The organism is Methanosarcina flavescens (assembly GCF_001304615.2).
GTDB lineage: Archaea > Halobacteriota > Methanosarcinia > Methanosarcinales > Methanosarcinaceae > Methanosarcina > Methanosarcina flavescens.
In genome coordinates, this window is the sequence record NZ_CP032683.1 from 369,787 (window position 1) to 391,178 (window position 21,392).

21 protein-coding genes are annotated in these 21,392 nt (G+C 41.9%); 12 read left to right on the forward strand and 9 right to left on the reverse strand.

Annotation, left to right across the window (positions count from 1 at the left end; genetic code table 11):
- Nucleotides 1-55 precede the first annotated feature (55 nt).
- Nucleotides 56-961 (reverse strand): methanogenesis marker protein 11, encoded by a 906-nt coding sequence (gene mmp11, locus AOB57_RS01585; RefSeq protein ID WP_226999728.1) that lies wholly within the window; start codon nt 959-961, stop codon nt 56-58.
- On the opposite strand from mmp11, the gene AOB57_RS14390 reads away from it, so the two are divergent.
- Entirely contained in the window at nt 872-1,126 is a 255-nt protein-coding gene (locus AOB57_RS14390) for a hypothetical protein (RefSeq protein WP_226999582.1), read from the forward strand. The genes mmp11 and AOB57_RS14390 overlap by 90 nt on opposite strands.
- A gap of 400 nt (nt 1,127-1,526) precedes the next feature.
- Here AOB57_RS14390 and radC read toward each other — a convergent pair whose 3' ends face one another.
- Nucleotides 1,527-2,216: a RadC family protein gene (gene radC / locus AOB57_RS01590; RefSeq protein ID WP_054298096.1), complete on the reverse strand. Its 690-nt coding sequence runs from the start codon at nt 2,214-2,216 to the stop codon at nt 1,527-1,529.
- Nucleotides 2,217-2,422: 206 nt separating this feature from the next.
- On the opposite strand from radC, the gene AOB57_RS01595 reads away from it, so the two are divergent.
- The 4 genes from AOB57_RS01595 to AOB57_RS01610 all read left to right on the forward strand — a co-directional run bounded on the left by AOB57_RS01595 (nt 2,423) and on the right by AOB57_RS01610 (nt 6,138).
- Entirely contained in the window at nt 2,423-3,268 is an 846-nt protein-coding gene (locus AOB57_RS01595) for a molybdopterin synthase (protein WP_054298095.1), read from the forward strand.
- Nucleotides 3,269-3,383: 115 nt separating this feature from the next.
- Entirely contained in the window at nt 3,384-4,049 is a 666-nt protein-coding gene (locus tag AOB57_RS01600; RefSeq protein ID WP_054298094.1) for a molybdenum cofactor guanylyltransferase, read from the forward strand.
- Between the two features lie 247 nt (nt 4,050-4,296).
- Nucleotides 4,297-5,961, forward strand: a complete 1,665-nt coding sequence (locus tag AOB57_RS01605) for a leucine-rich repeat domain-containing protein (RefSeq protein ID WP_054298093.1) — start codon at nt 4,297-4,299, stop codon at nt 5,959-5,961.
- A gap of 33 nt (nt 5,962-5,994) precedes the next feature.
- Nucleotides 5,995-6,138, forward strand: coding sequence for a hypothetical protein (locus AOB57_RS01610; RefSeq protein ID WP_167829505.1), 144 nt, complete (start codon nt 5,995-5,997; stop codon nt 6,136-6,138).
- A 32-nt stretch (nt 6,139-6,170) separates the two neighbouring features.
- On the opposite strand, the gene AOB57_RS01615 is transcribed toward AOB57_RS01610, so the two are convergent.
- Complete coding sequence (locus AOB57_RS01615; protein WP_054298092.1) at nt 6,171-6,680, reverse strand: DUF523 domain-containing protein; 510 nt, start codon at nt 6,678-6,680, stop codon at nt 6,171-6,173.
- Between the two features lie 465 nt (nt 6,681-7,145).
- On the opposite strand from AOB57_RS01615, the gene AOB57_RS01620 reads away from it, so the two are divergent.
- Nucleotides 7,146-8,051 (forward strand): DUF7847 domain-containing protein, encoded by a 906-nt coding sequence (locus AOB57_RS01620; protein ID WP_054298091.1) that lies wholly within the window; start codon nt 7,146-7,148, stop codon nt 8,049-8,051.
- Between the two features lie 44 nt (nt 8,052-8,095).
- Here AOB57_RS01620 and AOB57_RS01625 read toward each other — a convergent pair whose 3' ends face one another.
- Nucleotides 8,096-9,004, reverse strand: a complete 909-nt coding sequence (locus tag AOB57_RS01625) for a TIGR00269 family protein (protein WP_054298090.1) — start codon at nt 9,002-9,004, stop codon at nt 8,096-8,098.
- 191 nt (nt 9,005-9,195) lie between these two features.
- Here AOB57_RS01625 and AOB57_RS01630 point away from each other — a divergent pair, with 191 nt between their 5' ends.
- The 3 genes from AOB57_RS01630 to AOB57_RS01640 all read left to right on the forward strand — a co-directional run bounded on the left by AOB57_RS01630 (nt 9,196) and on the right by AOB57_RS01640 (nt 12,939).
- Nucleotides 9,196-10,059 carry a pirin family protein gene (locus AOB57_RS01630; RefSeq protein ID WP_226999583.1) on the forward strand — a complete coding sequence of 288 codons (864 nt, stop codon included), beginning with the start codon at nt 9,196-9,198 and terminating at the stop codon, nt 10,057-10,059.
- A 161-nt stretch (nt 10,060-10,220) separates the two neighbouring features.
- Complete coding sequence (locus AOB57_RS01635; protein WP_054298089.1) at nt 10,221-10,469, forward strand: hypothetical protein; 249 nt, start codon at nt 10,221-10,223, stop codon at nt 10,467-10,469.
- 1,075 nt (nt 10,470-11,544) lie between these two features.
- A complete protein-coding gene (locus AOB57_RS01640; RefSeq protein WP_054298088.1) occupies nt 11,545-12,939 on the forward strand; it encodes a tripartite tricarboxylate transporter permease in 1,395 nt (464 codons plus the stop codon).
- 79 nt (nt 12,940-13,018) lie between these two features.
- On the opposite strand, the gene AOB57_RS01645 is transcribed toward AOB57_RS01640, so the two are convergent.
- Nucleotides 13,019-13,684 carry a DUF169 domain-containing protein gene (locus tag AOB57_RS01645; RefSeq protein WP_054298087.1) on the reverse strand — a complete coding sequence of 222 codons (666 nt, stop codon included), beginning with the start codon at nt 13,682-13,684 and terminating at the stop codon, nt 13,019-13,021.
- 484 nt (nt 13,685-14,168) lie between these two features.
- On the opposite strand from AOB57_RS01645, the gene AOB57_RS01650 reads away from it, so the two are divergent.
- The 3 genes from AOB57_RS01650 (at nt 14,169) to AOB57_RS01660 (ending at nt 16,783) form a co-directional block, all read left to right on the forward strand.
- On the forward strand, nt 14,169-14,669 hold the full coding sequence (locus AOB57_RS01650) for a PASTA domain-containing protein (RefSeq protein ID WP_054298086.1): 501 nt from the start codon (nt 14,169-14,171) through the stop codon (nt 14,667-14,669).
- Nucleotides 14,599-15,885, forward strand: coding sequence for a tetratricopeptide repeat protein (locus tag AOB57_RS01655; protein ID WP_226999584.1), 1,287 nt, complete (start codon nt 14,599-14,601; stop codon nt 15,883-15,885). Before AOB57_RS01650 ends, AOB57_RS01655 begins: the two co-directional genes overlap by 71 nt.
- A 322-nt stretch (nt 15,886-16,207) precedes the next feature.
- Nucleotides 16,208-16,783, forward strand: coding sequence for a tetratricopeptide repeat protein (locus AOB57_RS01660; protein ID WP_054298117.1), 576 nt, complete (start codon nt 16,208-16,210; stop codon nt 16,781-16,783).
- Nucleotides 16,784-17,089: 306 nt separating this feature from the next.
- On the opposite strand, the gene AOB57_RS01665 is transcribed toward AOB57_RS01660, so the two are convergent.
- The 4 genes from AOB57_RS01665 to AOB57_RS01680 form a co-directional block, all read right to left on the reverse strand.
- Nucleotides 17,090-17,875 (reverse strand): ATP-binding protein, encoded by a 786-nt coding sequence (locus AOB57_RS01665; RefSeq protein ID WP_082384086.1) that lies wholly within the window; start codon nt 17,873-17,875, stop codon nt 17,090-17,092.
- A gap of 241 nt (nt 17,876-18,116) precedes the next feature.
- Nucleotides 18,117-19,586, reverse strand: a complete 1,470-nt coding sequence (locus AOB57_RS01670; RefSeq protein WP_054298084.1) for an asparagine synthase-related protein — start codon at nt 19,584-19,586, stop codon at nt 18,117-18,119.
- 318 nt (nt 19,587-19,904) lie between these two features.
- Entirely contained in the window at nt 19,905-20,159 is a 255-nt protein-coding gene (locus AOB57_RS01675; RefSeq protein ID WP_054298083.1) for a hypothetical protein, read from the reverse strand.
- A gap of 680 nt (nt 20,160-20,839) precedes the next feature.
- Nucleotides 20,840-21,373: a tRNA (cytidine(56)-2'-O)-methyltransferase gene (locus AOB57_RS01680; protein ID WP_054298082.1), complete on the reverse strand. Its 534-nt coding sequence runs from the start codon at nt 21,371-21,373 to the stop codon at nt 20,840-20,842.
- Nucleotides 21,374-21,392 lie beyond the last annotated feature (19 nt).

Genomic DNA, 21,392 nt, shown 5'->3' on the forward strand with positions numbered 1-21,392 from the left:
TTTAATATTTTAAGTCTCGGCTGAGGTTTCTATTTCAAGTTTCTTGTTTTGCTATTTACTGCTTCTTAAATGTCGTTTTAATCTTTTTCATGGTAAGGGGCTTGATCTGAGTACCGGAAATTATAGACTCTTCAGGTCTTGCGAACCAGGGGAGAGAAGCAAGCGCACCTATTACTCCGTTGCCATCAAGCAGGACTCCCACGCCGTTTTCTCTGGCACACTGCAAAGCCTCAGCTTTCGAAATCCTTTCAGTCCGACTGCGGTTGCTGTATTCATATAATCCTTTTGCATAGAAATCCGAAAGGACAACCATTCCGGTCTGGGATGAAGCACTGTACTTTTCAAGGGTTTTTTTGAAAGTGTTTACCAGCCTTGATTTAGCTTTCTCGTCCACGCAGCCGAATTCGAGCACTGTAGACATGCAATTCTGGGTTTTTTCCGGAACCGGAAAAAGCTGGACAAGCGCATGGGAAAGATAAACAGCTTCCAGACAGTCGAGTTCCTTTGCAATATTGTGAGTCAGGGTCCAGGTCGCTCCTACTTCTTTTGAGTCGGTGTCATCTATGCCTATAAGGACGCGGTCCCTGCGTGGAACAGTAATCGTTCCTCTTGCGCATCTCTCGCCTCCCGACTCAGAGATGTTATAACGAAGCACTCCGTCTGCAAATGCCCTGCAGCGGGTTGCGCCCACGCCTCCACCTCCTAGCCCAGCATAAGTGATTTCTACCTCATCTCCCTGCACAATCACGGATTCAATGCCCGCAGCTGCAACCGATGGTTTGAGTTCAAGCTTTGAGGATCCGGTTTTCATGAGATAACGGATCATATTTCCAGTCGAACGGACTTTCAGGACAAGAGGTGCTTTTGCATAATGATAAAGGGACCAGGCGGCCCCGCTGTAACAGTTAGAGTGCTCAATGATCTCCGCATATTCATTTGCTGCATCACAGATAGCGTAAATGCCCTTATAAGGTACAGTATAAGGATCATCCAGGGTTATTCCCTCAATCTCTCTGCTATCCAGTGTACAGGCGTTTATATGTTTTGTAATTCAGAAAACCTCCTTTTTAAAGGGGATAGGGACTGGGAGGAAAATTTGTTTAATCGAAAAGCCCATTTCTTATAAATATATATAGATATCGTAATTTTAGTAAGTCCGATAAAACGAAATTCAATAATACAGATTTGACAGGATGATAAACTGAAGGTAAAGCAATTGATTCTGGCATTTGTTACTATAGCCCCTGAGAACAGAAGTCTGCAGATCTCGATTTAATAAATTCGCTCACATTAAATGAGTTTTTCCCTGACAGTTAAATGGGTCAGGTTTAAATCTCCACTTTTGTCAATTTCTCAAATAAGGTTTGAGCAGGATTGCATTGCTGTCTGTTTTTCACAGGATTTCATTATACCAGCATTTTCAGAGTTTTCAACTGCCTTGACAGTCTCTATATTGATAGTCTCTATATTGATAGTCTCTATATTGATAGTCTCTATATTGAGAGTTCTTGTCTTTAAGCCATATTTTACCTTACAAAACCCTCATCTTTAAGGCTCACATATCTGCCGTCCCCAATAATAATATGGTCAAGCACGTCAATCCCAAGGAGTTTTCCTCCTTCTACTATTTTCTCGGTTACCATTATGTCTTCCCGGCTCGGGCTAGGGTCTCCTGAAGGATGATTATGAACCATAATTACCGATGCCGAGGATTCCATAAGGGCGGACTTGAAAACCTCACGCGGATGAACAATACTTGCATTCAGGCTGCCGATGGATACGACTTCTTCCTTCAGAACCTGGTTTTTTGTATCAAGGCAAAGCGTTATAAACTTTTCTTTTTTCTGCTCCCGCATTTTAGGGTACATCAGGGCATATACATCTTTTGGGGAACAAATTTTCCTTTTCGGCTCTTCCACAAAAGTCTCAAGCCGGAGGGCAAGCTCGAAAACTGCAGCTATCTGGGCAGCTTTTGCCTTCCCGACTCCATGAACCTGCGTAAGCCTTGAAACATTTGTAAGACTGAGCTGTTTAATATTATATTTCGAGAGTATTTGGTTGGCCAAGCTGACAGCATTTTCTTCCCTTGATCCTGTTCTCAGGATAACTCCAAGCAGTTCAGCGTTTGAAAGCGATTCCGGCCCGTTTCGAATAAGCCTCTCTCTAGGGCGCTCCTCTTCAGGGATATCGCGAATCCTGATCTTACTTATTTCCATAAGTTACCCCCTCTTTTTCCCATCTTGATTTCAATTCTTTATATAGATTAAACTGATTAGACTGGTTAAACCCTTTACAGATAATATCAAAGTTTCAATATTTGAATCTTCACAAATGCCCGGTAAAATCAAGAAGAGAAAAGAAGAGAGAAGATGAGAAAAAGTGCCGGCCCTTACTTATACCGGGAAGTATATAACGCTCTTTAATGAAAGTCATCTCAGTTGTCGGGTATAAGAAATCGGGCAAAACTGCCCTTGTCTCCGCTCTTGTCCGAAACCTTTCCGGGCTCGGGACCGTAGGCACTGTAAAACATATGGGGGAACAGCGTCTCAATCCCGCAGATACCGATACGGGAAGGCACTTTGATGCAGGCGCTGACGTGGTAATAGGAATAACAGGCACGGAAGCAGCAGGAACCGAACTTGTCAGCTTTTCCAGGAATTTTAATCTTGAGCATGCACTTGACCAGCTTTGCGACCAGGGCATAGATTTTGCCGTGGTAGAAGGTTTTAAGGAGAGCAAGCTCCCGAAAATCGTGATTGGCGATCTGCAGGAAATTTCAAATGTAGTTTTTAGAGTGCCTACCGATATTGATATGCATGAAGAGCTTACATCCTCCCTTGTAGGAGTCGCCCTTGCCCAGCCAGACCGCTATACCCTGGAAGCCCTTATAAAGAAAGCCCGGAAAAATCCTGCCATCCGAAAAGCAGGCGCAATCGGCACTTTTACCGGAATAGTCCGCGAGCTGGCAGGAAATGAAAGAACCTCAAAGCTCGAGTTCGAGAAATACGAACCCGAAGCCTCAAAAGCCCTTGACTGCATCCGGGAAGACCTGAAAAAGAAAGAAGGCATCCTTGAAGTCCTGATCCATCACAAAACAGGCGTTATCAAAGCCGGAGAAGACATAGTCTACATCGTCATCGCAGCCGCCCACAGAACCGAACTTTTCCCTGCACTCAACGAAGCCATAGAACGCATAAAAGCCGAAGCCCCTATCTGGAAGAAAGAATTTACGGAAAAAGAAGAATTCTGGGTGCACGACAGAGAATAAGATGAAAAACAGATAAGAAACAAACCTGAGAGAGAAGATAAGAATTAAAAACCATAGGCAAGCAGAAGAAAAACAGAAAATTACACTAGAGCAATAAAACCCCGGAAATGAGCAAATGAGCGGAAAAACAGAACCAGACAGGGAACAGACAGAATTCAGAAGCGCAGTCGTGCTGGCGGGTGGCAGGGGCAGGCGAATTGGCATGGTTGAAAAATCCCTTCTAAAATTCGAAGAAAAAACTATTCTTGAACGCCTGCTAGAAAGCCTTTTCCGGGCTGTGGACGAAGTTATTCTCTCAGTCCGGGACAAAACCCAGGAAGAAAAGTTCAGACCTGCGCTTGAAAAATTCCCTGCGTGCGAGATCCGTTTCTGTTTTGATACCCTGAAAGACGCCGGCCCCCTTGAAGGCATCCGGGCGGGACTGCTAGAATCCAGAGCAGAATACTCTTTTGTCTGCGCGGGGGATATGCCTTTTGTAAATTCCAGAGTTGTAGACCTGCTGTTTGAGAAAGCAAGTGGGCACGATGCTGCCCTTCCTAAATGGGAGAATAAGAAGTTTGAATCTCTGCATGCGGTTTATTCAAAGAAACTGATTCCTGAAATCGAAAAAGCCTTTGAGAGAGAAAAAAGATCTGTACTTGCGCCGGTTTTTGAAATGAAGGATGTAGTGTTTGTTGAGGTTTCGGAAATTAGGGAGATTGATCCTGAATTAAGGACTTTTGTGAATATTAACACGGTTGAGGATATGAGAATTATTATAGGGTCTATGAGTAAAAAATAAGAAACTGAATTAAAAAGTGACTGCATATTCTCAATAATTTCCGAAATATCCAGATGACAGAACTTTATGTCCTATTCTTTTTGCCTTATATTTCCCAATTATCGCCTAATGTTAATTAGAGTAGGAAAGTATTTAAGTAAAAACTTATATTTTAAAATTTGGCATCATTCTTATATATTATAATTTCAAGAATTGAGATTTATTACAAAAGTTGGTCTTTAATTATTTTTAGGGATGTGGGCTTTCAATGGAATTGAGAGAGATCAAAGATCTGATTATAAAAGCTAAAGAAAGTAACGCGACTATGCTGGACCTTTCGTGTCAAAAACCAACTTCTCTGCCCCCTGAAATCTCCAAGCTGGAAAATCTTAAGACACTTTGCATATCTTGCAATCAATTGACTTCGCTGCCTCCTGAAATCTCAAAGTTGGAGAATCTTACTGAACTTGAGATGTCTGAAAATCAATTGACTTCGATGCCTCCTGAAATCTTCAAGCTGAAAAACCTTACTTCACTTGACATATCTAACAATCAGTTGACTTCGCTACCTCCTGAGATCTCCAAGCTGGAAAATCTTACTTCACTTGATATATCTAACAATCTATTGACTTCTCTGCCTCCTGAAATCTCAAGATTGGTAAATCTTAAAACACTTTACATATATGGCAATCAATTGACTCCACTGCCCCCAGAACTCTCAAGGTTGGAAAATCTTAAGACACTTCACATATCTTGCAATCAATTGATTTCGCTGCCTCCTGAGATCTCCAAGTTGGTAAAACTCAGGACACTTTACATATCTTATAAACAATTAACTCCAAAACAGCTGATTCCACTGCCTCCAGAACTCTCAAGGTTGGAAAACCTTACTGAACTTGACATATCTGACAATCGATTGAATTCACTGCCCCCAGGACTCTCCAGGCTGGAAAATCTTAAAAAACTTAACATATCTGGCAATCTATTGACTTCGCTGCCTTCTGAACTCTCAAGGTTGGTAAATCTTAGAACACTTTATATATCTAACAATCAGTTGACTTCACTGCCTCCTGAAATCTCAAAGTTGGAGAATCTTACTGAACTTGAGATATATGGCAACGAATTGACTTCTCTGCCTTCTGAACTCTCAAGATTGGTAAATCTTAAAACACTTAACATATCTTGCAATCAATTGACTTCACTGCCTCCTGAAATCTCAAGATTGGTAAATCTTAAGACACTTTACATATATGGCAATCTATTGACTTCGCTGCCTTCTGAAATCTCAAGGTTGGAAAATCTTAAAACACTTGACATATCTAACAATCAGTTGACTTCATTGCCTCCTGAAATCTCAAAGTTGAGAAATCTTAAGAGATTTTACATATATGGCAATCAATTGACTTCTCTGCCTCCTGAGATCTCCAAGTTGGTAAAACTTAAGGCACTTGACATATCTGTCAATGAATTGACTTTACTGCCTCCAGAACTCTCAAGGTTGGAAAATCTTATAATACTTAACATATCTGTAAATAAATTGACTTCTCTGCCTCCTGAAATCTTCAAGCTGAAAAATCTTATTGAACTTGACATATCTAGCAATCAACTGACTTCTCTGCCTCCTGAAATCTCCAAGTTGGAGAATCTTACTTCACTTGACATATCTGACAATCAATTGACCTCTCTACCTCCTGAAATATCCAAGCTGAAAAATCTTACTTCACTTAACATATCTTGCAATCAATTGACTTCTCTGCCTCCTGAAATATTAGAGTTAGGTCTGGATATTAAATGGAAGTACCATTTCCTACAGGAAGGAATATTCCTCGAAGGAAACCCTCTTGAAAATCCTCCAATAGAAATTGTAAAAAAAGGTAGAGAGGCCGTTATAAATTATTTTAAGTCTCTTGAATATGAGAAATCTGACCATTAAACGAAGTTAAAGTTTTACTGGTAGGAGACGGCGGTGCAGGCGAAACTTACTGGTAAAGAGGATCTCTGGAAGAGATTGATGGAAATTAAGCATATGCGTAAATGGGGATCAAAGAAGAGACTATTTTTCCATTATCCTCCAGATGTTCTAGGAGATGAAATAAAAAATTTACCTTGACCCTCGCTGATATTTTACTAATCCCTTTATTCTTACTTTCCCGCATCCTCTATCTCAAACTTTACATTCCTTTTCTTAAGCTCCTTCATAATCTCTTCCATAAACACCCCGGGTCCCGGTTCATGCCTGTGATGAAACTCTTTAATTTTGCCTGGCTCTCCGCCAACGCTTGTTATTTCCACGCCGCAGGAGGGGCTTTTCGGAACGCCGACAATTTTTATATTTACGCCCCTGGCTGAGAGGTCTTCGAGCAGGTCTGCGATATGGGTAAAGATTTCCCGGCAAAAGCGCCGGTAGGCAGGATGGTCGAGCTGGTCTTTAGTAATTTCCCGGCGTCGCATGCCGAAAAACATGGCTTCGGGACAGGGAAGCTGGATAACGTTTGCACCCCGCGTGTCGACCGGCTGGGCGGGTTTCACGCCTTTCACCCTTACAATGGGGTTGAGCAGGCAGTGGCCTATAACCAGAACCTCTTCTTTATCACCGCCGGCAGTCGGGTTTTCGGAAATTTGAGAATATCTGCAATTGTCCAGCTTTTTCACTTCATCACCTTTATTTCGCCTTACCTGAGTTCTTTCTACCCATATCTGCCTTACCTGTATTCTTCCTACCTGTATTCGCCTTTATATGTATTCGCCTTCTACCTATATCTGCCTTTTATATGTCTGTTGTCCGCCTTCTACATATTTACTACTCAGCATCGATATGTTTACCATTTGCTTTCTGTCGGCTTACCATTTGCTTTCTGTCGGTTTACCGTTGCCTTCTGTATGTTTACTGATTGCCTTAGTTCAACTTGGTATTCATTCAGCACTTTCTAGTATTCTTTTGGTATTCAGTGCATGCTTCTTCGTACGAAGACAAGAGATTTTATATTTATCTTCCTGCATATGTACTCAAAAATGGTATCTGTGAGCCTGTATACAAGTTATACTTTTGCAAGCTGTCAGGATATGATTGCAAAAAGAATGTAGGCTCACTGCCTTTATACTGGAAGGTCACAGCATATGCATGAAGAATTTGGGACAGTACTCAACAGAGGATTCAAAACCTGGGTTAGAAATTTAAACATCTGTATTCCGTATATGCTTAGTTCTTTTATTAGCCTGATTCTTTACCTCCTTTTCTTTGTGATAATGGGCTTGCTGTTCTTTACCTCAAGTACCGGAACTATTATAGATCCTGCTACTCTTTCTAACGAAGAAATTTTTGCCATGTTGTGGGGAGGGTTTTCTAAAAATCTAGGACTATCAGTATTTCTGCTTCTCGGAGTTTTCCTGTTTGCGGCGTTCGCTCAGTCCTATTTCACAGCAGGGGCAATAGGGATGGCAAAGAAAGCCTCCGAGACAGGGGATACAGGAATCTCAGACATGCTGGTTTCGGGTTCGAAAAACACATTCAGACTCTTCCTGGCAGTCCTGCTAACTGCCCTGATCCTGCTTGTAGGAATCATATTTCTGGTGCCCGGTGCCCTTGCAGTAGGGAACTTAAGCGCGCTGGTTGAAAATCCGGAAGCGTCTATACATGGTATGACCGCGCTGGTTATAGGAGTCATTCTCTGGACAGTGTACATAGTAATTGTAAATCTCATGCTTTCCCTGAGCTCATATGCTCTTGTGATCGATGAACTCGGGCCCCTGGAAGCTCTAAGTACTAGCTTTATTTTCTTTATGAACAATAAGCTTGATGTTTTCTTTATGTGGTTATTCACTGTAGGGCTGGTTTTAATCAACAATTACGTCGGCGAATTAGCAGGCCCGGGAAACAATCTGGTTGCAGCAGTTACATTATTCATTCCTCCTGCGGTTCTGCAACCTTTCACTGCTGTCCTGTGGACACGCCTCTACATGACCCGAAAAGGAAGGAAGCTATATAACCCATCAGAACTGCTTTCAGACCCGGATAGCTTCTGAAAAGTAGGTCTCTAGAGGGTCAGCTTTTGTTTTGATTTTTATTTTTAAGACCTGCCAAGCAATTTACAGGCCTGGCAAAGATCCTCAGTGCAGGTTTCGCCGCAAATCCTGCATCTTTCGATTTTTGCGGAGGGCATTTCCTTTGAAAGAGCTCCTACAAGCTTATCAAAGCCCCTTAGCAGGGAATATTTGGTACCAGGATGCTTTGCCTCGAAGTTATTCAAAAGCTCCCTTATCTCCCCTCGCAGGGCTTCTCCGGCATACGGGCATTCGCTAAAGTCCACAGGAAGGGAGTTTACCAGGGCATAGAGTGCTACTTCTTTTTCAGGAATATTCCTCAGGGGCTTTGCCCGCAGGACCAGGCCTTCAACCGCTGCAGGCGGTGCAAGCCTGACCATACGCTCCATATCTCCCCTGAAATAGTTGAGAAGGATTGTCTGTGCTTCGTCGTCCAGGTTATGCCCTGTGACGAGTTTTGTTGCACCGATCTCAAGCGCCGTCTTATTAAGGATATTTTTCCTGAGTACACCACAGTAGCTGCATGTGCCTTTTTCTCGATCCATTGCTGCCAGCTCGTCCATGGTCACCCCATGCACATCTTTAAAAGATTTTATAATATGCCGTACCCCGAGTATCTCAGTGAGGTTTTTTGCAAGTTCAAGGGAATGTGGACGGTATCCGTGTATTCCTTCATCGATAGAAATTGCAACAATTTCAATGTCAGGCCTGATCCCCAGAATTTTGTGCACCACGTATAGGGCGACCGAGCTATCCTTACCTCCGCTCAGAGCGACGGCTATAACTTCATTTTTGCGTATACTGTATTCTTTTCTGATAGTCAGTTTGATTTTCCTTTCGACATCCTCCACAAAATGCTTCTTGCAGAGGTGCATCCCGGAATACTTCTGAAAAATAATAGCTTCATTATTGCATTTTTTGCATTTGATTGTCATTTAAATCCTTTTTTCTGCCAATTAACGAGGAATAACTGAAAAATTAAAATTTGATACGGAAATATAATTATATTTTTAGCTGAAGTATAATAAATTACTTCTAACTGTGCAGTGCACAATTCTTTTAGGAAAGGGACCGATAATATATATGGCTTTTTATGTTTTTATAGAAAAATCGTTTTTAAGCTCCTTTGTTTACTTTCTGTTATTCCTATCTACCCCTTTCAGGCCCTATAAATGTAGTTCAGAATCTCTGTTTCCAGGGGTATTATCCTTTTCAGCTAATAAAAATCTACATATTACTTAAGCAATTATGTAATACTTGGGCAGCAGGGGGTTTTAAGATCAGAATTATTCCGGCAGAAGCAAGGTACTACAGGGATAAAGGCTGGGTTAAAAGCTATTTTCTTTTATCCTATTCTGACTACTACGATCCTAAAAATCTCAATTTCGGAAGCCTGCGGGCTTTTAATGAATTTATTCTTGAACAAGGAAAGGGTTTCTCATCTCATCCACATGCCGAAGTGGAAATAACAACAATAGTGCTTGAAGGAGAAATCACTCACGAAGACAACATGGGAAACAGGGGGGTTCTGGGAAAAGAAGAAGTGCAGTGTATTACCACAGGCAGGGGCATCGAACATTCGGAGTTTAACAGAGGAAAGGAGCCCCTGCGTTTTTACCAGATCTGGATTTCTCCTTATAAAAATAATCTGGAACCGACATACTCTAAAATGAAATTCGAGCCTTCAGGCTGGAAGAACAGGCTGCTTCCTCTGGCTTCAGGGCAGGGTTTTGAAGATGCCCTGAAAATTAATGCAGATGCGACAGTTTATCGTGCCAGCCTCGAAAAAGAAAATAAGCTTCATTTTAATTCAAAGGAAGGCAGGTTTGTTTTCATATATATCTCAACTGGAGAACTCTCTGTCAATGGCCAGAGTCTCGGGCGGGGAGACCAGGCACGTTTTGATGAGGAAGAAACTATTCACCTGGAAACGGCTACTTTTGCAGAGTTAGTGCTGATTGATGTACCTGTAAACCATGGAAATATATAAAAACCATGGGAATATATAAAAAAACCATAGAAATATATAAAAAACCATGGAAATATATAAAAAACCATGGAAAATATATAAAAAGGCATGAAAACAATAAATTATGGATAAAGAAAATAACAAAAATGAGCTAAAATTAAAAGCAGAAAAAGAGGCACTGCATGAGTCCGAAACAAGCTGAGAGGGAAAGTGAAAGAAAGCACGAAAAACCTCGAAGAGGAAGTAATGGAAAGCGAGTGCAATCGGGAGAGGTTGAAAAGGAGCTGCCTCGAAGAGGAAGTTATAGGAAGCAGGAGCATTCGGTAGAAGTCGAAGAGGAACAACCTGACAGGGGGAGTGACAAAAGAGAGGAGCTGCCTGGAAGAGGAAGCGATAAAAGGCAGGAACAGCCAGGAAGAGGAAGTGGCTGAAAAACAAACCGTCATAAGAGAGGACTGGCTGGAAATTAAAGGCAGGATCATGAGAACTCGCATTGAAGGCAGGACTGCACCTAAAAAGAATTATGGAGAGGTTTAGAAAAGGGTTGAGAATAAGTTTAGAGGAGAGTTAAAAGAAGTTCTGAAAAGAGTTAAAAGAAGTTTAGAAAAGAGTTGAAGTGAGAGGTAAAAATAGCTTAGAGAGGGATCTGCCTCTCACTTCTTTTTTGCTTCTAATATTCCGGAATCCGGAGTGAGGAATGGCGAACCTCACTCCGTTTCCTTTTTGAAACCTCTCCTGAATTCAAACCTGAGGAATGGCAAAACCTCAAGATCTTTCCTATTCAGGCGGGGTTTCGGATTTATGGAGGGCAGGGTTGAGGAATGGCGAACCTCATATCCCTTGCTCTGCATTTTGCTAAATGCTACTCATGAACCCCATTCAATATTAGCATTTAGAGCAGCAAGATATAGAATATCAGTCTTATATAAAACATAAGTGGAATTGATTTTTCTTTTACTTTGATGTGATAAAGGAAACTCAAAATTTTTAAACGTTTTATCGTCTGGAAGGGCTATAATTATTCTTATTAGCTAATTTCCTTGATAATTATCCGAATTTAGACGTAAAATATTTATGCTATAAATACCCTAAATTATTAGGGTAGATTTTTTATTCTATTACATTTTAAATTAATACATTAATTATGCAAATATTTTAAATTAATATACTACTTTTGCAAGTTGAAACATACATTTAGTATCTGGAATTTACATTTATATCATAGTGGTCTTTTTCCTCTTTATATAGTGTTTTCCTCTCACATATTCTGTCTTCTTTCAGCAATTCATCTCTATATTCTTTCACACAGTTTTTCTCTCTATTTTATCAATGCAAATTACTCAATCAATGCTATCATTCACTCAGCACCAATCTTTTTTTGTACTCACTCTGAAATGAAAAATAATTTTCTTCTCATACCGACTCATAAAATATCTATAAATAGAAATAATTGTAATTATTGTGTATAATCTAAAATCTAAAATCAAGTCATCGGTGGTTGGCTGAGTGGAAGATATCTCCCTATTTTTACTTTTTTTATCAGTCTTGGGCGGTTACCTGCTTGGTATAATTTCCGGGCTTTTGCCAGGGATACATAACAATAATTTTGCACTTGCCCTTGTAGCCCTCGCGCCTTTCCTGGCTGAAAAAGGGCTTTCACCTTTTTATGTAGCCGTGATTATTCTTTCAAATGCACTCTCACAGACTTTTCATGATATTATCCCTTCAATATTTTTAGGGGCGCCTGATGGGGATACTGCGCTTACAGTCCTGCCAGGACACAGGCTTCTGATTGAAGGGGCAGGAGCTGAAGCAGTCCGGCTTTCAGCACTCGGAAGCGCAGGCTCAGTAGTTGCTTCCCTGATTTTCGTACTGCCATTCTCTCTTTTCTTCAAGGCTGTCTATCCCTATATTGAAGCGCATATGGCAGCGATTCTTATTCTAATAGTGTTTCTTATGCTTGCAACTGAGAAAGGTGAGGATCCAAATGAGAAAAAAGGTCCACTTGCAAAGTATAAGTACAAAGCTTTTGCCCTAGTGTTGTTTCTGATTACAGGAGTGCTTGGGCTCTTTGCTTTTGCCAGGGAATCGCTTATGGTTCCTATTGTTAATTTCGGGGAGCCTTCCATACTCCTGCCCCTGTTGAGCGGGCTCTTCGGCGCATCCCAGCTAATAATAAGCCTTCTCACAAGCTCTAAAATTCCCGAGGAATCCGTGTCTGCACTCAGACTTTCCCGAAAAAGAATTCTAAGGGGAATTCTGACAGGCAGCGCAGCAGGCTCACTTGTGGCATGGCTGCCAGGTCTCTCCTCTGCTATTGCCGCACTTCTTACCGGGCTTGTTGCAAAAGTCGATTTTGACAGGATACCCCTCAAGAAAAAAGTTCCTGAACCCGAACTCGGAAGGCTCAAGTCCTCTCTTTATTCTGATCCCTATGCCGGTAACCCTGAGACGCTTGATAGTTCCAAAGAATTCATAATTTCGAATTCCGGAGTAAATACATCTAACGCGATTTTCGGGCTGGTAGCGTTTGTAGTAATAGGAAGAACCCGAAGCGGGGCAATGGTTGCTATAGAAGACATCCTGGGAACGAATATACTTGATTTTCCTTCTTTGCTGCTTTTCTTTGCCGCTATGGTATTAACAGCCCTGCTTTCCTACTTTTCCACGATCTGGATCGGAGATAATGCACATCTCATTCTAAAAAAAGTCGATTACAGCAAACTCTGCGCAGGGGTTCTTGTAGGGCTTGCAATAATGGTTTATCTCTTCACAGGACTCTTCGGGTTTTTCATCTTTGTAATTTCAACTCCCATAGGCATGCTGGCTTCCTTTATGAATGTCAGGAAATCTCATGCAATGGGAGTCATCTTACTGCCTGTGATTCTGTACTTTTTATAAAATGGCTTTTTATTTCCCTGAATTGCTTTTATCTTCCTGATTTTTTAATTCCCTAAGATTTTTTAATTCCTTCAGGTTGTTACTTTGCAGGGGCTTTTCCGGCAATTGCCCTCAAACCTTCTATCAGGTCATTTAGCAGGTTTACAGGAATCCCGACCGTTAACTCTGATTCCTCAATGCCGGTATAACTTCTGCTTCCCGAACAGCCCACTGTTATTCCCATTTTGCCTGTAAGGTAGGGCAGGGCAACGGCATCTGAACAAAGGCTTTGTTTGCCTGCAAACTCAGCTTCGAGCCTGCCGCCCTCATTATAAAGAATCGCCTGGGTCAGGAGCATTACCTGTTTTGCGTTACAGATAATCACAACAACATCAGGCATGAAAGTGGCACTCTCAAGTGGTGCATATATGCTTGCGATCTTTGACCCGGCCTCGATCCTGGGAATTTTCTCCAGGGTTTTTCGTGAGGCTTCGAGGGTTTTGAAATGCTTCAGGGTCTCGTAGTAGAACTCTCCACTTTCAACTTTAGGAGGCATCTTTCCTAGACCAAGGGCTGCTGCTCCTCCTTTGCAGGTCTCATCCTCAAGCGTTGCATAAAACTCTTCCCCGGTTTTACGCACACGGTCAACCATCTGACAGTGCCTGATACTTTCGTCAATCTTCTTTATTTTCTCAGGTACTTCGGTACCTTCCGGCACCAGGGCAACTGCTACAGGGGAAGTCTCCAGCTTAAGTAACTCGATCATCTCTTTACCGTACTCGTTAATTTCCTTAATTTGCTCGGAACTGGCTGTTTCTATAAAATCACCCTCATATAACCTTATTATACATAGTGTAACACTGATGGCTTAAATAGAACTCCGAAGTAATATTTCTTTTTCTTTCTGCATCCAGAAAGTTTTTTCCCGCATCTCAGAGATTATATCTTTTTAAGCCGGTTACGTATAAAAATATAAAACTTAAAATGTATTGGGCTGGAATTTACAGAAAGGAAAAAGCACATTATATTAAAAAACAGCAAATGAAACTATAGATAAAATCAAAAGATAAAATCATACTTAAATCAGGAGAGCCTGGCAAGAAAATAAAGGCAAAAGCGAGGTAAAATCTCAGGTAAAGTCGATTCTGAATCCAGAATGAAAGGCAAATCTAAATAGAATGGAGATTCAGAACGAAATGAAGAAGTCTGAATAAAATGGAAGCAATTGATCAGAAGGGGTTTGTAGAAGTATGAAAGCACAACTTGAACAGCGTTTAGCCGAGCTAAAGGCAGAATATGAGTCTGGGCAGAAAATCCTCAAAGACATCGAGTTAAAGCTTGCAGAGCTCGAAAAGCGGAAAAAGGGTCTTAATGAAACCCTCCTCCGCATTAGCGGTGCAATCGACCTGCTCGAAGAAGTGCTGGAAGGAAAAGAGGGCACATCGGAGCCAGAAATCAGAACAGGAGAAGGAACCGTAACAGGAAATTTGGAGGTTCCGAATGTTGTAAGACAGCCCCTTGAGAAAGCCGTGAAAATCCTGAAAGAATCCGGGTTCACCGCAGGAGAGATAGTCGAGCAAAAAGGAGTTTTTCCCATAGGGATTATGATCGGAGAAGTTCTAAGGCAGGACCCAAAGCCAGGCATGATGCTCCCTGCCGGATCGGCTGTAAAGCTTGTAGTTGCGGCAAAGGGAAAATTTCTTCCACCTGAAGGTCGCTCAATGTGCGGCTCTTTTTCCGACCATAGCTGAAAAAGGCAAAGGAGGGCTTAAAACGGAGGCTTATCCTTCCAGAATAAACAATTCCCTGAACGAGCTTAGAGATCACTGCAGGGCAGCAATCTCAGCTTTTACTGCACTTGAGCAGTCCGGGAGCCAGGCGTCCCTGAGGCTGTGCCTGGGAAAGTTCCTCAATGAATGCCAGAGTGTTTCAGCGATCTTATGGCGAAATAACGATAAAATACTCGGGAAAACATTCAGATCCGTACTCTCGATCTCAGGCAATTCCCCCCTTTCTCCAGCGGGTTTCTCCGGGCTGAAAGCTGTGATTAAAGGAATAGAGAAAGAGAAAAACGAAGGAAAAGAAAAAACTGAGGGAATATCTGGTACTGAAGGAAAACCGGCAGCTTTCTCGTATAATATGGTAACAAAATCACTTACATTTCACGGGGAAAACTATGAAATCCTGCCTATTTTCCTGGCTGTAAGAGACCTTTATGCCTCCCTCCCGTTCTTCGAGGAGCTGCAGTACTGCACTGAAAGGCTTGAAAAAGATCCTCAGGACGCCACAGCCCTCTTTCAGAAGGCGGTGCTCATGTATAAAACCAGGCGGTTTGAGACTGCCCTGCAGCTTACTGCACAGGTTCTGAAAATCGCTCCTGAAGATCACAGGGTGTGGTATAACAGAGGCGTTATCCTCTCAGAGCTGGGCCGGCTTGAAGAAGCGCTTGCTGCTTATGACAGGACTATTGAGCTTGAACCGACTTTTGAAGTTGCCTGGGACAATAAAGGGGTTGTTCTTGCCAGGCTTGGCAGGTTTGAGGAAGCCCTGGAGACCTATGAAAAAATCATTTTGAAATATCCCGGATACGCTGAAGCCTGGGCAGGCAAAGGTTCCATACTTTCGGCTCTCGGCAGAGAAGAAGAAGCCTTTGAAGCTTACAGTTCCGCTCTTCGAATAAGGCCCGATTACCTTGAAGCCCTTACCTCGGCTGGAAGTCTGCTCTCCAGACTCAGCAGGTTAGAGGAAGCCCTGAAAATTTATGATAAGGCACTTGAGCTTGCCCCGACCGAACCCCGCCTCTGGGCAGCCAGAGGTTTTGTCCTTTCCGAAATTGGTAAACACGATGAAGCCCTGCAAAATTGCAACCAGGCTCTCGAACTGAAACCGGGCTTTGTTCCTGCACTTGAAACCAAGGTAAAGATACTCTCGGAAATCCAGAGGCAGAAGGCCAGATCTTCTCAATAACCCTTTTTTAATTTTTCCAGTCATCACTTTGCCATTTCACTTCTTTTTATCTGTTGTTTTATTTCCTGTCCGTAATATTATTCTGCCAGCCTTATTATCCTGTGCACAAGGCTTTGAGCTTAAAATAACTGTGTTTTAATTAAAGGACAGTTTTTATATTCGGTAAAATTCCAATCAGAAAAGGTATATTGCATTGAAAACAAAAGTGCAGAATACCAGTTTTAGCTCTGGTTCCATGTATGAGATGTAAAAACGGCTAGGTGTGGCAAAAACCCGGAAGGGGTCCGGAATGGGCTTTCACTTAAAAAGCGAGGATTCCGATATGACAGAAGAAAATGCGAGTACGAAGATGAATAAGGCAAAGCAAGAGGAGTCGGAAGCGACAGGAACAACAGAAGAACCAGAGGATCCCAGAAAACTCCTTACAAAAGCCAGTGAGACTGATAATTACGAGGACAAACTCAGGCTATATGATAAAGCCTTAACACTGGATCCCTTATACTTCGATGCGTGGATTCAGAAAGGTTTTGCCCTGGACAGGACTGGAAAATCAAAAGAGGCTCTTGCCTGCTATGATAAAGCTCTTGAAATCGATCCTGAAAACCTGGGAATTAAGTGTCTCAAGGGATTTGCCTTCAATAACTTAAAGGAATTTGAAAAATCGATCGAGTCTTACGACGAGGTACTGAAAATAAAGCCCGATGATGTATTCTCACTATATCAGAAGGGCTTGGCTCTGGAAAACCTTGATAGATATGGGGAAGCTATGAAGTGTTACGACAGAGCGCTTGAGATCGATCCGACTGATGTTCTTATCAGAGAGAAGCAAATGAGACTTCTTGAGCTGATTTACAAAAAAGGAACAATGGTGAACTCTCCGGACAGCGGCTATAACTAAATTTAATTAAATTAAATAAATTAAATTAACTGAACCTAAAAATCTTAAAGGCCTGAAATGGATTTTTAAATCAGAGATAAGTCGTAAGCAGATCAAAAAAGAATTGAAGGGATCACAAGAAGAAAATGAGTGCTGTCAAAAGAATCACACGGATTATAAAAAGGAAAGCATAGATAAAAAAATGTAAGAATCATAAAGAGTAAAGCAATATTGGAGAAAAAAAGCAATATTGGAGAAAAAAAGCAATATTGCCAAAAAGGACTGGAAAATTCCTGGAAGGGAGTGGAGAGGGCCGGATTACGGCCTTTATTTTTTGCTCGCTTCTTCCTTTCTGATCTCTTCAACAATTTCCATAAGTTTTTCCTTAATTTTTACTATGGCGTCCACAGCCTCGCCGCCTACCTCAATAGGAGCCCGTTTTTCGAGGTCGGCTTTCATTAACATAGGGTCAAAGGGAATCTCACCAAGCACCGGGATACCAAGCTCTTCAAGTTTATCATTAACTTTACCAGAGCTTCCTTTATTAATTACGGCAGCAAGGTGTTTTACCCCTATTTCAGAAGAGAGCTTTCTTATTCTCTCGGCCGTCTCAAGTGATCTTGCTCCGGGCTCAACTACCACGATCATGAGGTCCATTCCTCTTGTAGTGCCCCTCCCGAGATGTTCGATCCCGGCTTCCATATCAAGGATAACTGCACTTTTTTCCCTGTACATAAGGTGCCTGAGAAGAGCTCTAAGGAAAGCTGAAGCAGGACACATGCACCCGCTTCCTCCGCGGTCCACGGTGCCCATGACAAGCATTCTTACTCCATCGGGGCCTATAACTCCGTATTTGCTCGCAATATCATCGACTTTAGGGTTATAGATGAAGGCCCCACCTTCGGCACCTGCCCTTTCCCTAATAAGGTCTTTGAAATCTGTCAGGGGCTTTGGTGGGTTTTCTATCCCAAGCGAAGATGCCAGATTCATATCCGGGTCTGCATCTATTGCCAGTACCTCGTATCCATCCCTTGCAAGCAGTCTTGCCAGAGTACCTGAGAGAGTTGTTTTTCCAACGCCGCCTTTTCCGGTAATTGCTATTTTTATGAGGATTCCCCCTGAACATTGATTCAGATTAACTACAATGATTTTTAAGCAGGGATAAGAACCTCAAACTGTTTATACCTGTTCATTTATCCCCGACTTCGTTTCGTAATACCTTATAGAATATTGTTTAAAGTACTTCCATTTAATGAAGATTTAGGAATTAATATACCTGATTACACATTAAAAATACTTTTTCTTTATTTATCGAAGAAAGAATTCATATCTTTTTATGAAACTTGAAATTAACTCACCTTGTTATAAAATTGAACCCTTTGTCTGCAGCAACCTGTTTAAGGTACTTCTCAATATGGTTTCCTTCCTTTTTTGAGAATCCCGCATCCCGGGCAAGCCTGTCGAGTACCTTTTGAACTCCTGTCCCATACTGGATTGCTTTCTTTTCCTTCCAGAGAAGCTCCGGCGGGAGCAGGCCGTCTGCGGCTTTTCTCAGGATGTACTTTCTTATATAGCGGTCACTTCTTTTAAGGACTTTAAGTTCGGGGCGGATTGCAAGCCCCGTTATTATTACTTCCTTATCCAGGAAAGGTGCCCTGAGTTTCACGGAATTGGCCGTGGTGACCATATCGTCTCTCTCAAGGTTTATAGTTGAAATCTGTTTGAGGTCTGAGTAGATCTCTCTGTCAAGGACCTCAAGCCCCTGCTCAAAAAAACCTTCATGCCTGCTGTAACCGCCAAAGAGCTCGTCTGCGCCCTGCCCCGTAAGAAGAACTCGCTTCCCATCTTCTTTTACAGTTTTCGCAACAAAATAAAGGGGAAGTCCTATTGCAATTTTCATTGGGTCTATCGATTCTGTCGAATATATTATATCAGGGATTGCGGCTTCGATTTCTTCGGGGGAAAGAAGGCGGATTTTGAGGGAGTCCAGCATGCCAGCCGCTTCAGCCGCAAACTCAGCCTGAGCCAGATCATGAGAATTCGGAAGCCCTACGGTATAAAGTGGAACCGAGGGATCAATTCTTTTTGCAAGGGCCGCTAAAAAGGTACTGTCAATGCCTCCTGAGAATGCGATTCCTGTTGTTTTTGTGAGCCTTATCTCCACAGCTTTTTCGAGGGTCGCCTTCAGCCGGAAAGCCGCTTCATGCTCTTCCATGATCCTCTCTTGTGGAAGTTCAATTCCAAGAAATTTCTCCTTAACATCTCCGCTCGATTGAGCATTGAAACTCATTATGCTGCCAGGAGGGAAAGGCTGTATATTACTTCTTCCATCGCAGAAAGCTTTCCTTTCAGAGGCAAAGAAGATTTTCGGTTTTTCTGCCTCCTTCTCCAGGGAATAAAACAGAGGTTTGATTCCAACAGGATCTCTGGCGAGTACAAGCTCATTATCCAGGACATAAGCTAGGGCATAACCTCCGTTTGCGCCAGAAAGTGCGGAAGAGACTGCGTTTATCGGGGAATATCCTTCCTTAATTTTCTTTTCTACCAGAGTAAAGAGCATTTCAATATCGGAATCGATTTTTACCCCCTGCTCGGCCCCGAGTTCCCTGAAATTGAAAATCTCTCCATCGAATACGAGAGCCCCTTTTCCAACCAGTGGTTGGGGCATATCGCCTGTAATTTTAAGCAGAGTATTTCCTGTACTCAGTCCTTCGACTTGATATGTTCCACAAGCATTGGTCCTTCTGTGTCCTAGGGCTACAAGCCTTCTTTTTACTTTTTCATTGATATCAGGAGCCCCGGCTGCTCCTGCTATTCCACACATATTTACTCCTTTTTTCCGTTCTAGTCGGTGTATACACGTGTCATATCCCTATTTATTGTTTTTTATCGTTTTTTAATTCAATAGAGTACACCAATTAGGATAAGAAAAGTTATGAGTTTACGAATTATAAAGTTACGAACTAAGAAGAATAAAGAATTATAAAGCTATGAATTAAAAAGGATAAAAGTTATAAAATCATAAATTAAAAATAATAAAATTATAAGGTTATGAATTAAGAAAAGCAAGAAACAGCAAGTTAAGAATATAAAAGTTGCGATTTAAAAAAGGGAATTCCGTTTTTATTTCCGCTTTTTAGCTTCAGATTCTTGCCTTTATCCCAGTCTCATCCGGAGATTCTTCCCTTACGACTTCGATTGCATAGACTGGGTCCCCTTTCAGGGCAGCAAAAGGGTTCATCGCGCTCTTCTCATCCCCTATCCAGATTGAGTTTGCACAGTAAAGACAGCAACAGCGGGTCGGATACAGGATGTTCTCAGGTCTGTAGACGCTGCAGCAGTTACTTCCTCGCAGAACTCCGTATTTACAGAGGACAAGTTGCCTTGTAAGGTGCAACTCCTATTCAAGGCTATCCTGGTTATACTTCTGGCTATTCGGTTCATTAAAATCCAGAATTTCACCCCATTTATAATATGTAATATATACTTTAAAAACTTCTGGATTTGCACCTTATCATAAATAATTTTGAATGTTATAATCTAAAATAAATTTTTTAGTTCCTTATTTTATCTCAATAAAAATAGCCGGATAGGATGCTCATCAAGCGAGAAATCTGATCAAAAGACACTTCTGCCCCTGCATCCCTCTACCGAGCCCTAACGCAATTTCCGGAGAATCGTTAATGGGTTCATGCATATCATCCCCTTATGGCGGGACAGAAACGGAAAAATCCGGATACTGCTTTAACAGGAGGAACTGTCTGTCTGTAGACATTTAAATTTACGTAGAACTTATATTTAACACTTTTCTTATAAATCGTAATAATAAATTGAACTGTACTGGGTTATATTATTAAATAAGTTTTCACTAAAAGATACGGGTAAAAAAATAACAACTTGAGCGAAAAGAGGTTGGATAAAATTAAAATATCCATGCTAGTCAAGGTGAGTGTTCCGAAAAATTAAAAATGGATTTCCTGAGAGCTGAAACAGAAGTTAGGAGGAATTAAAAAGCTGAGTATTAAAGATAGCGAAAATTAATAAAGTAAAAAGATTAGATTGAATCTTCCGTGCCAGTCAATCTCTGGTATTTTCTATAACGTGCTTTCCCCTTTCTGCAGGCACAATTGTCAGTTCAGCATCTGGAAATTCCCTCTCAAGCGGCTCTCCATCTGCGATCCTGTCCATGGTAATAGCAATTGCTGCAACTTCGGAATGGGGCTGGCTTCCAACTGCGACGTTCCAGTCCGCGAGCTGGTAAATTTCAGGAGGGACTTTTTCTGCTCCTACGACAATCATAAGCCTGTCACAGCTTTTAAGCTCATCAGTGACGCCGGGAAGATTGACTCCGTACATAGAAAGATGGCAGACTTTTCCGCCAGCATCTTTCCATTCCCGGATCTCCTGCTTAAAATTGACGTTATTCTTAACGTAGAAGTTCCCGCCCCAGCGCCTGACAACATCCTCAAGCGTCTGTACTATTCCTGGGTCGTCTGAGGCGAGGAGCATACCTTCTGCACCGAGCAGACGGGCAGTTAAGCCCACATGGGTGGTAATTCTCTTATCCCTTTCCGGGCGGTGCCCAAGGCGCAGTAGAACAATCCTTTTCATGCTCGTGCTAACACCCTGC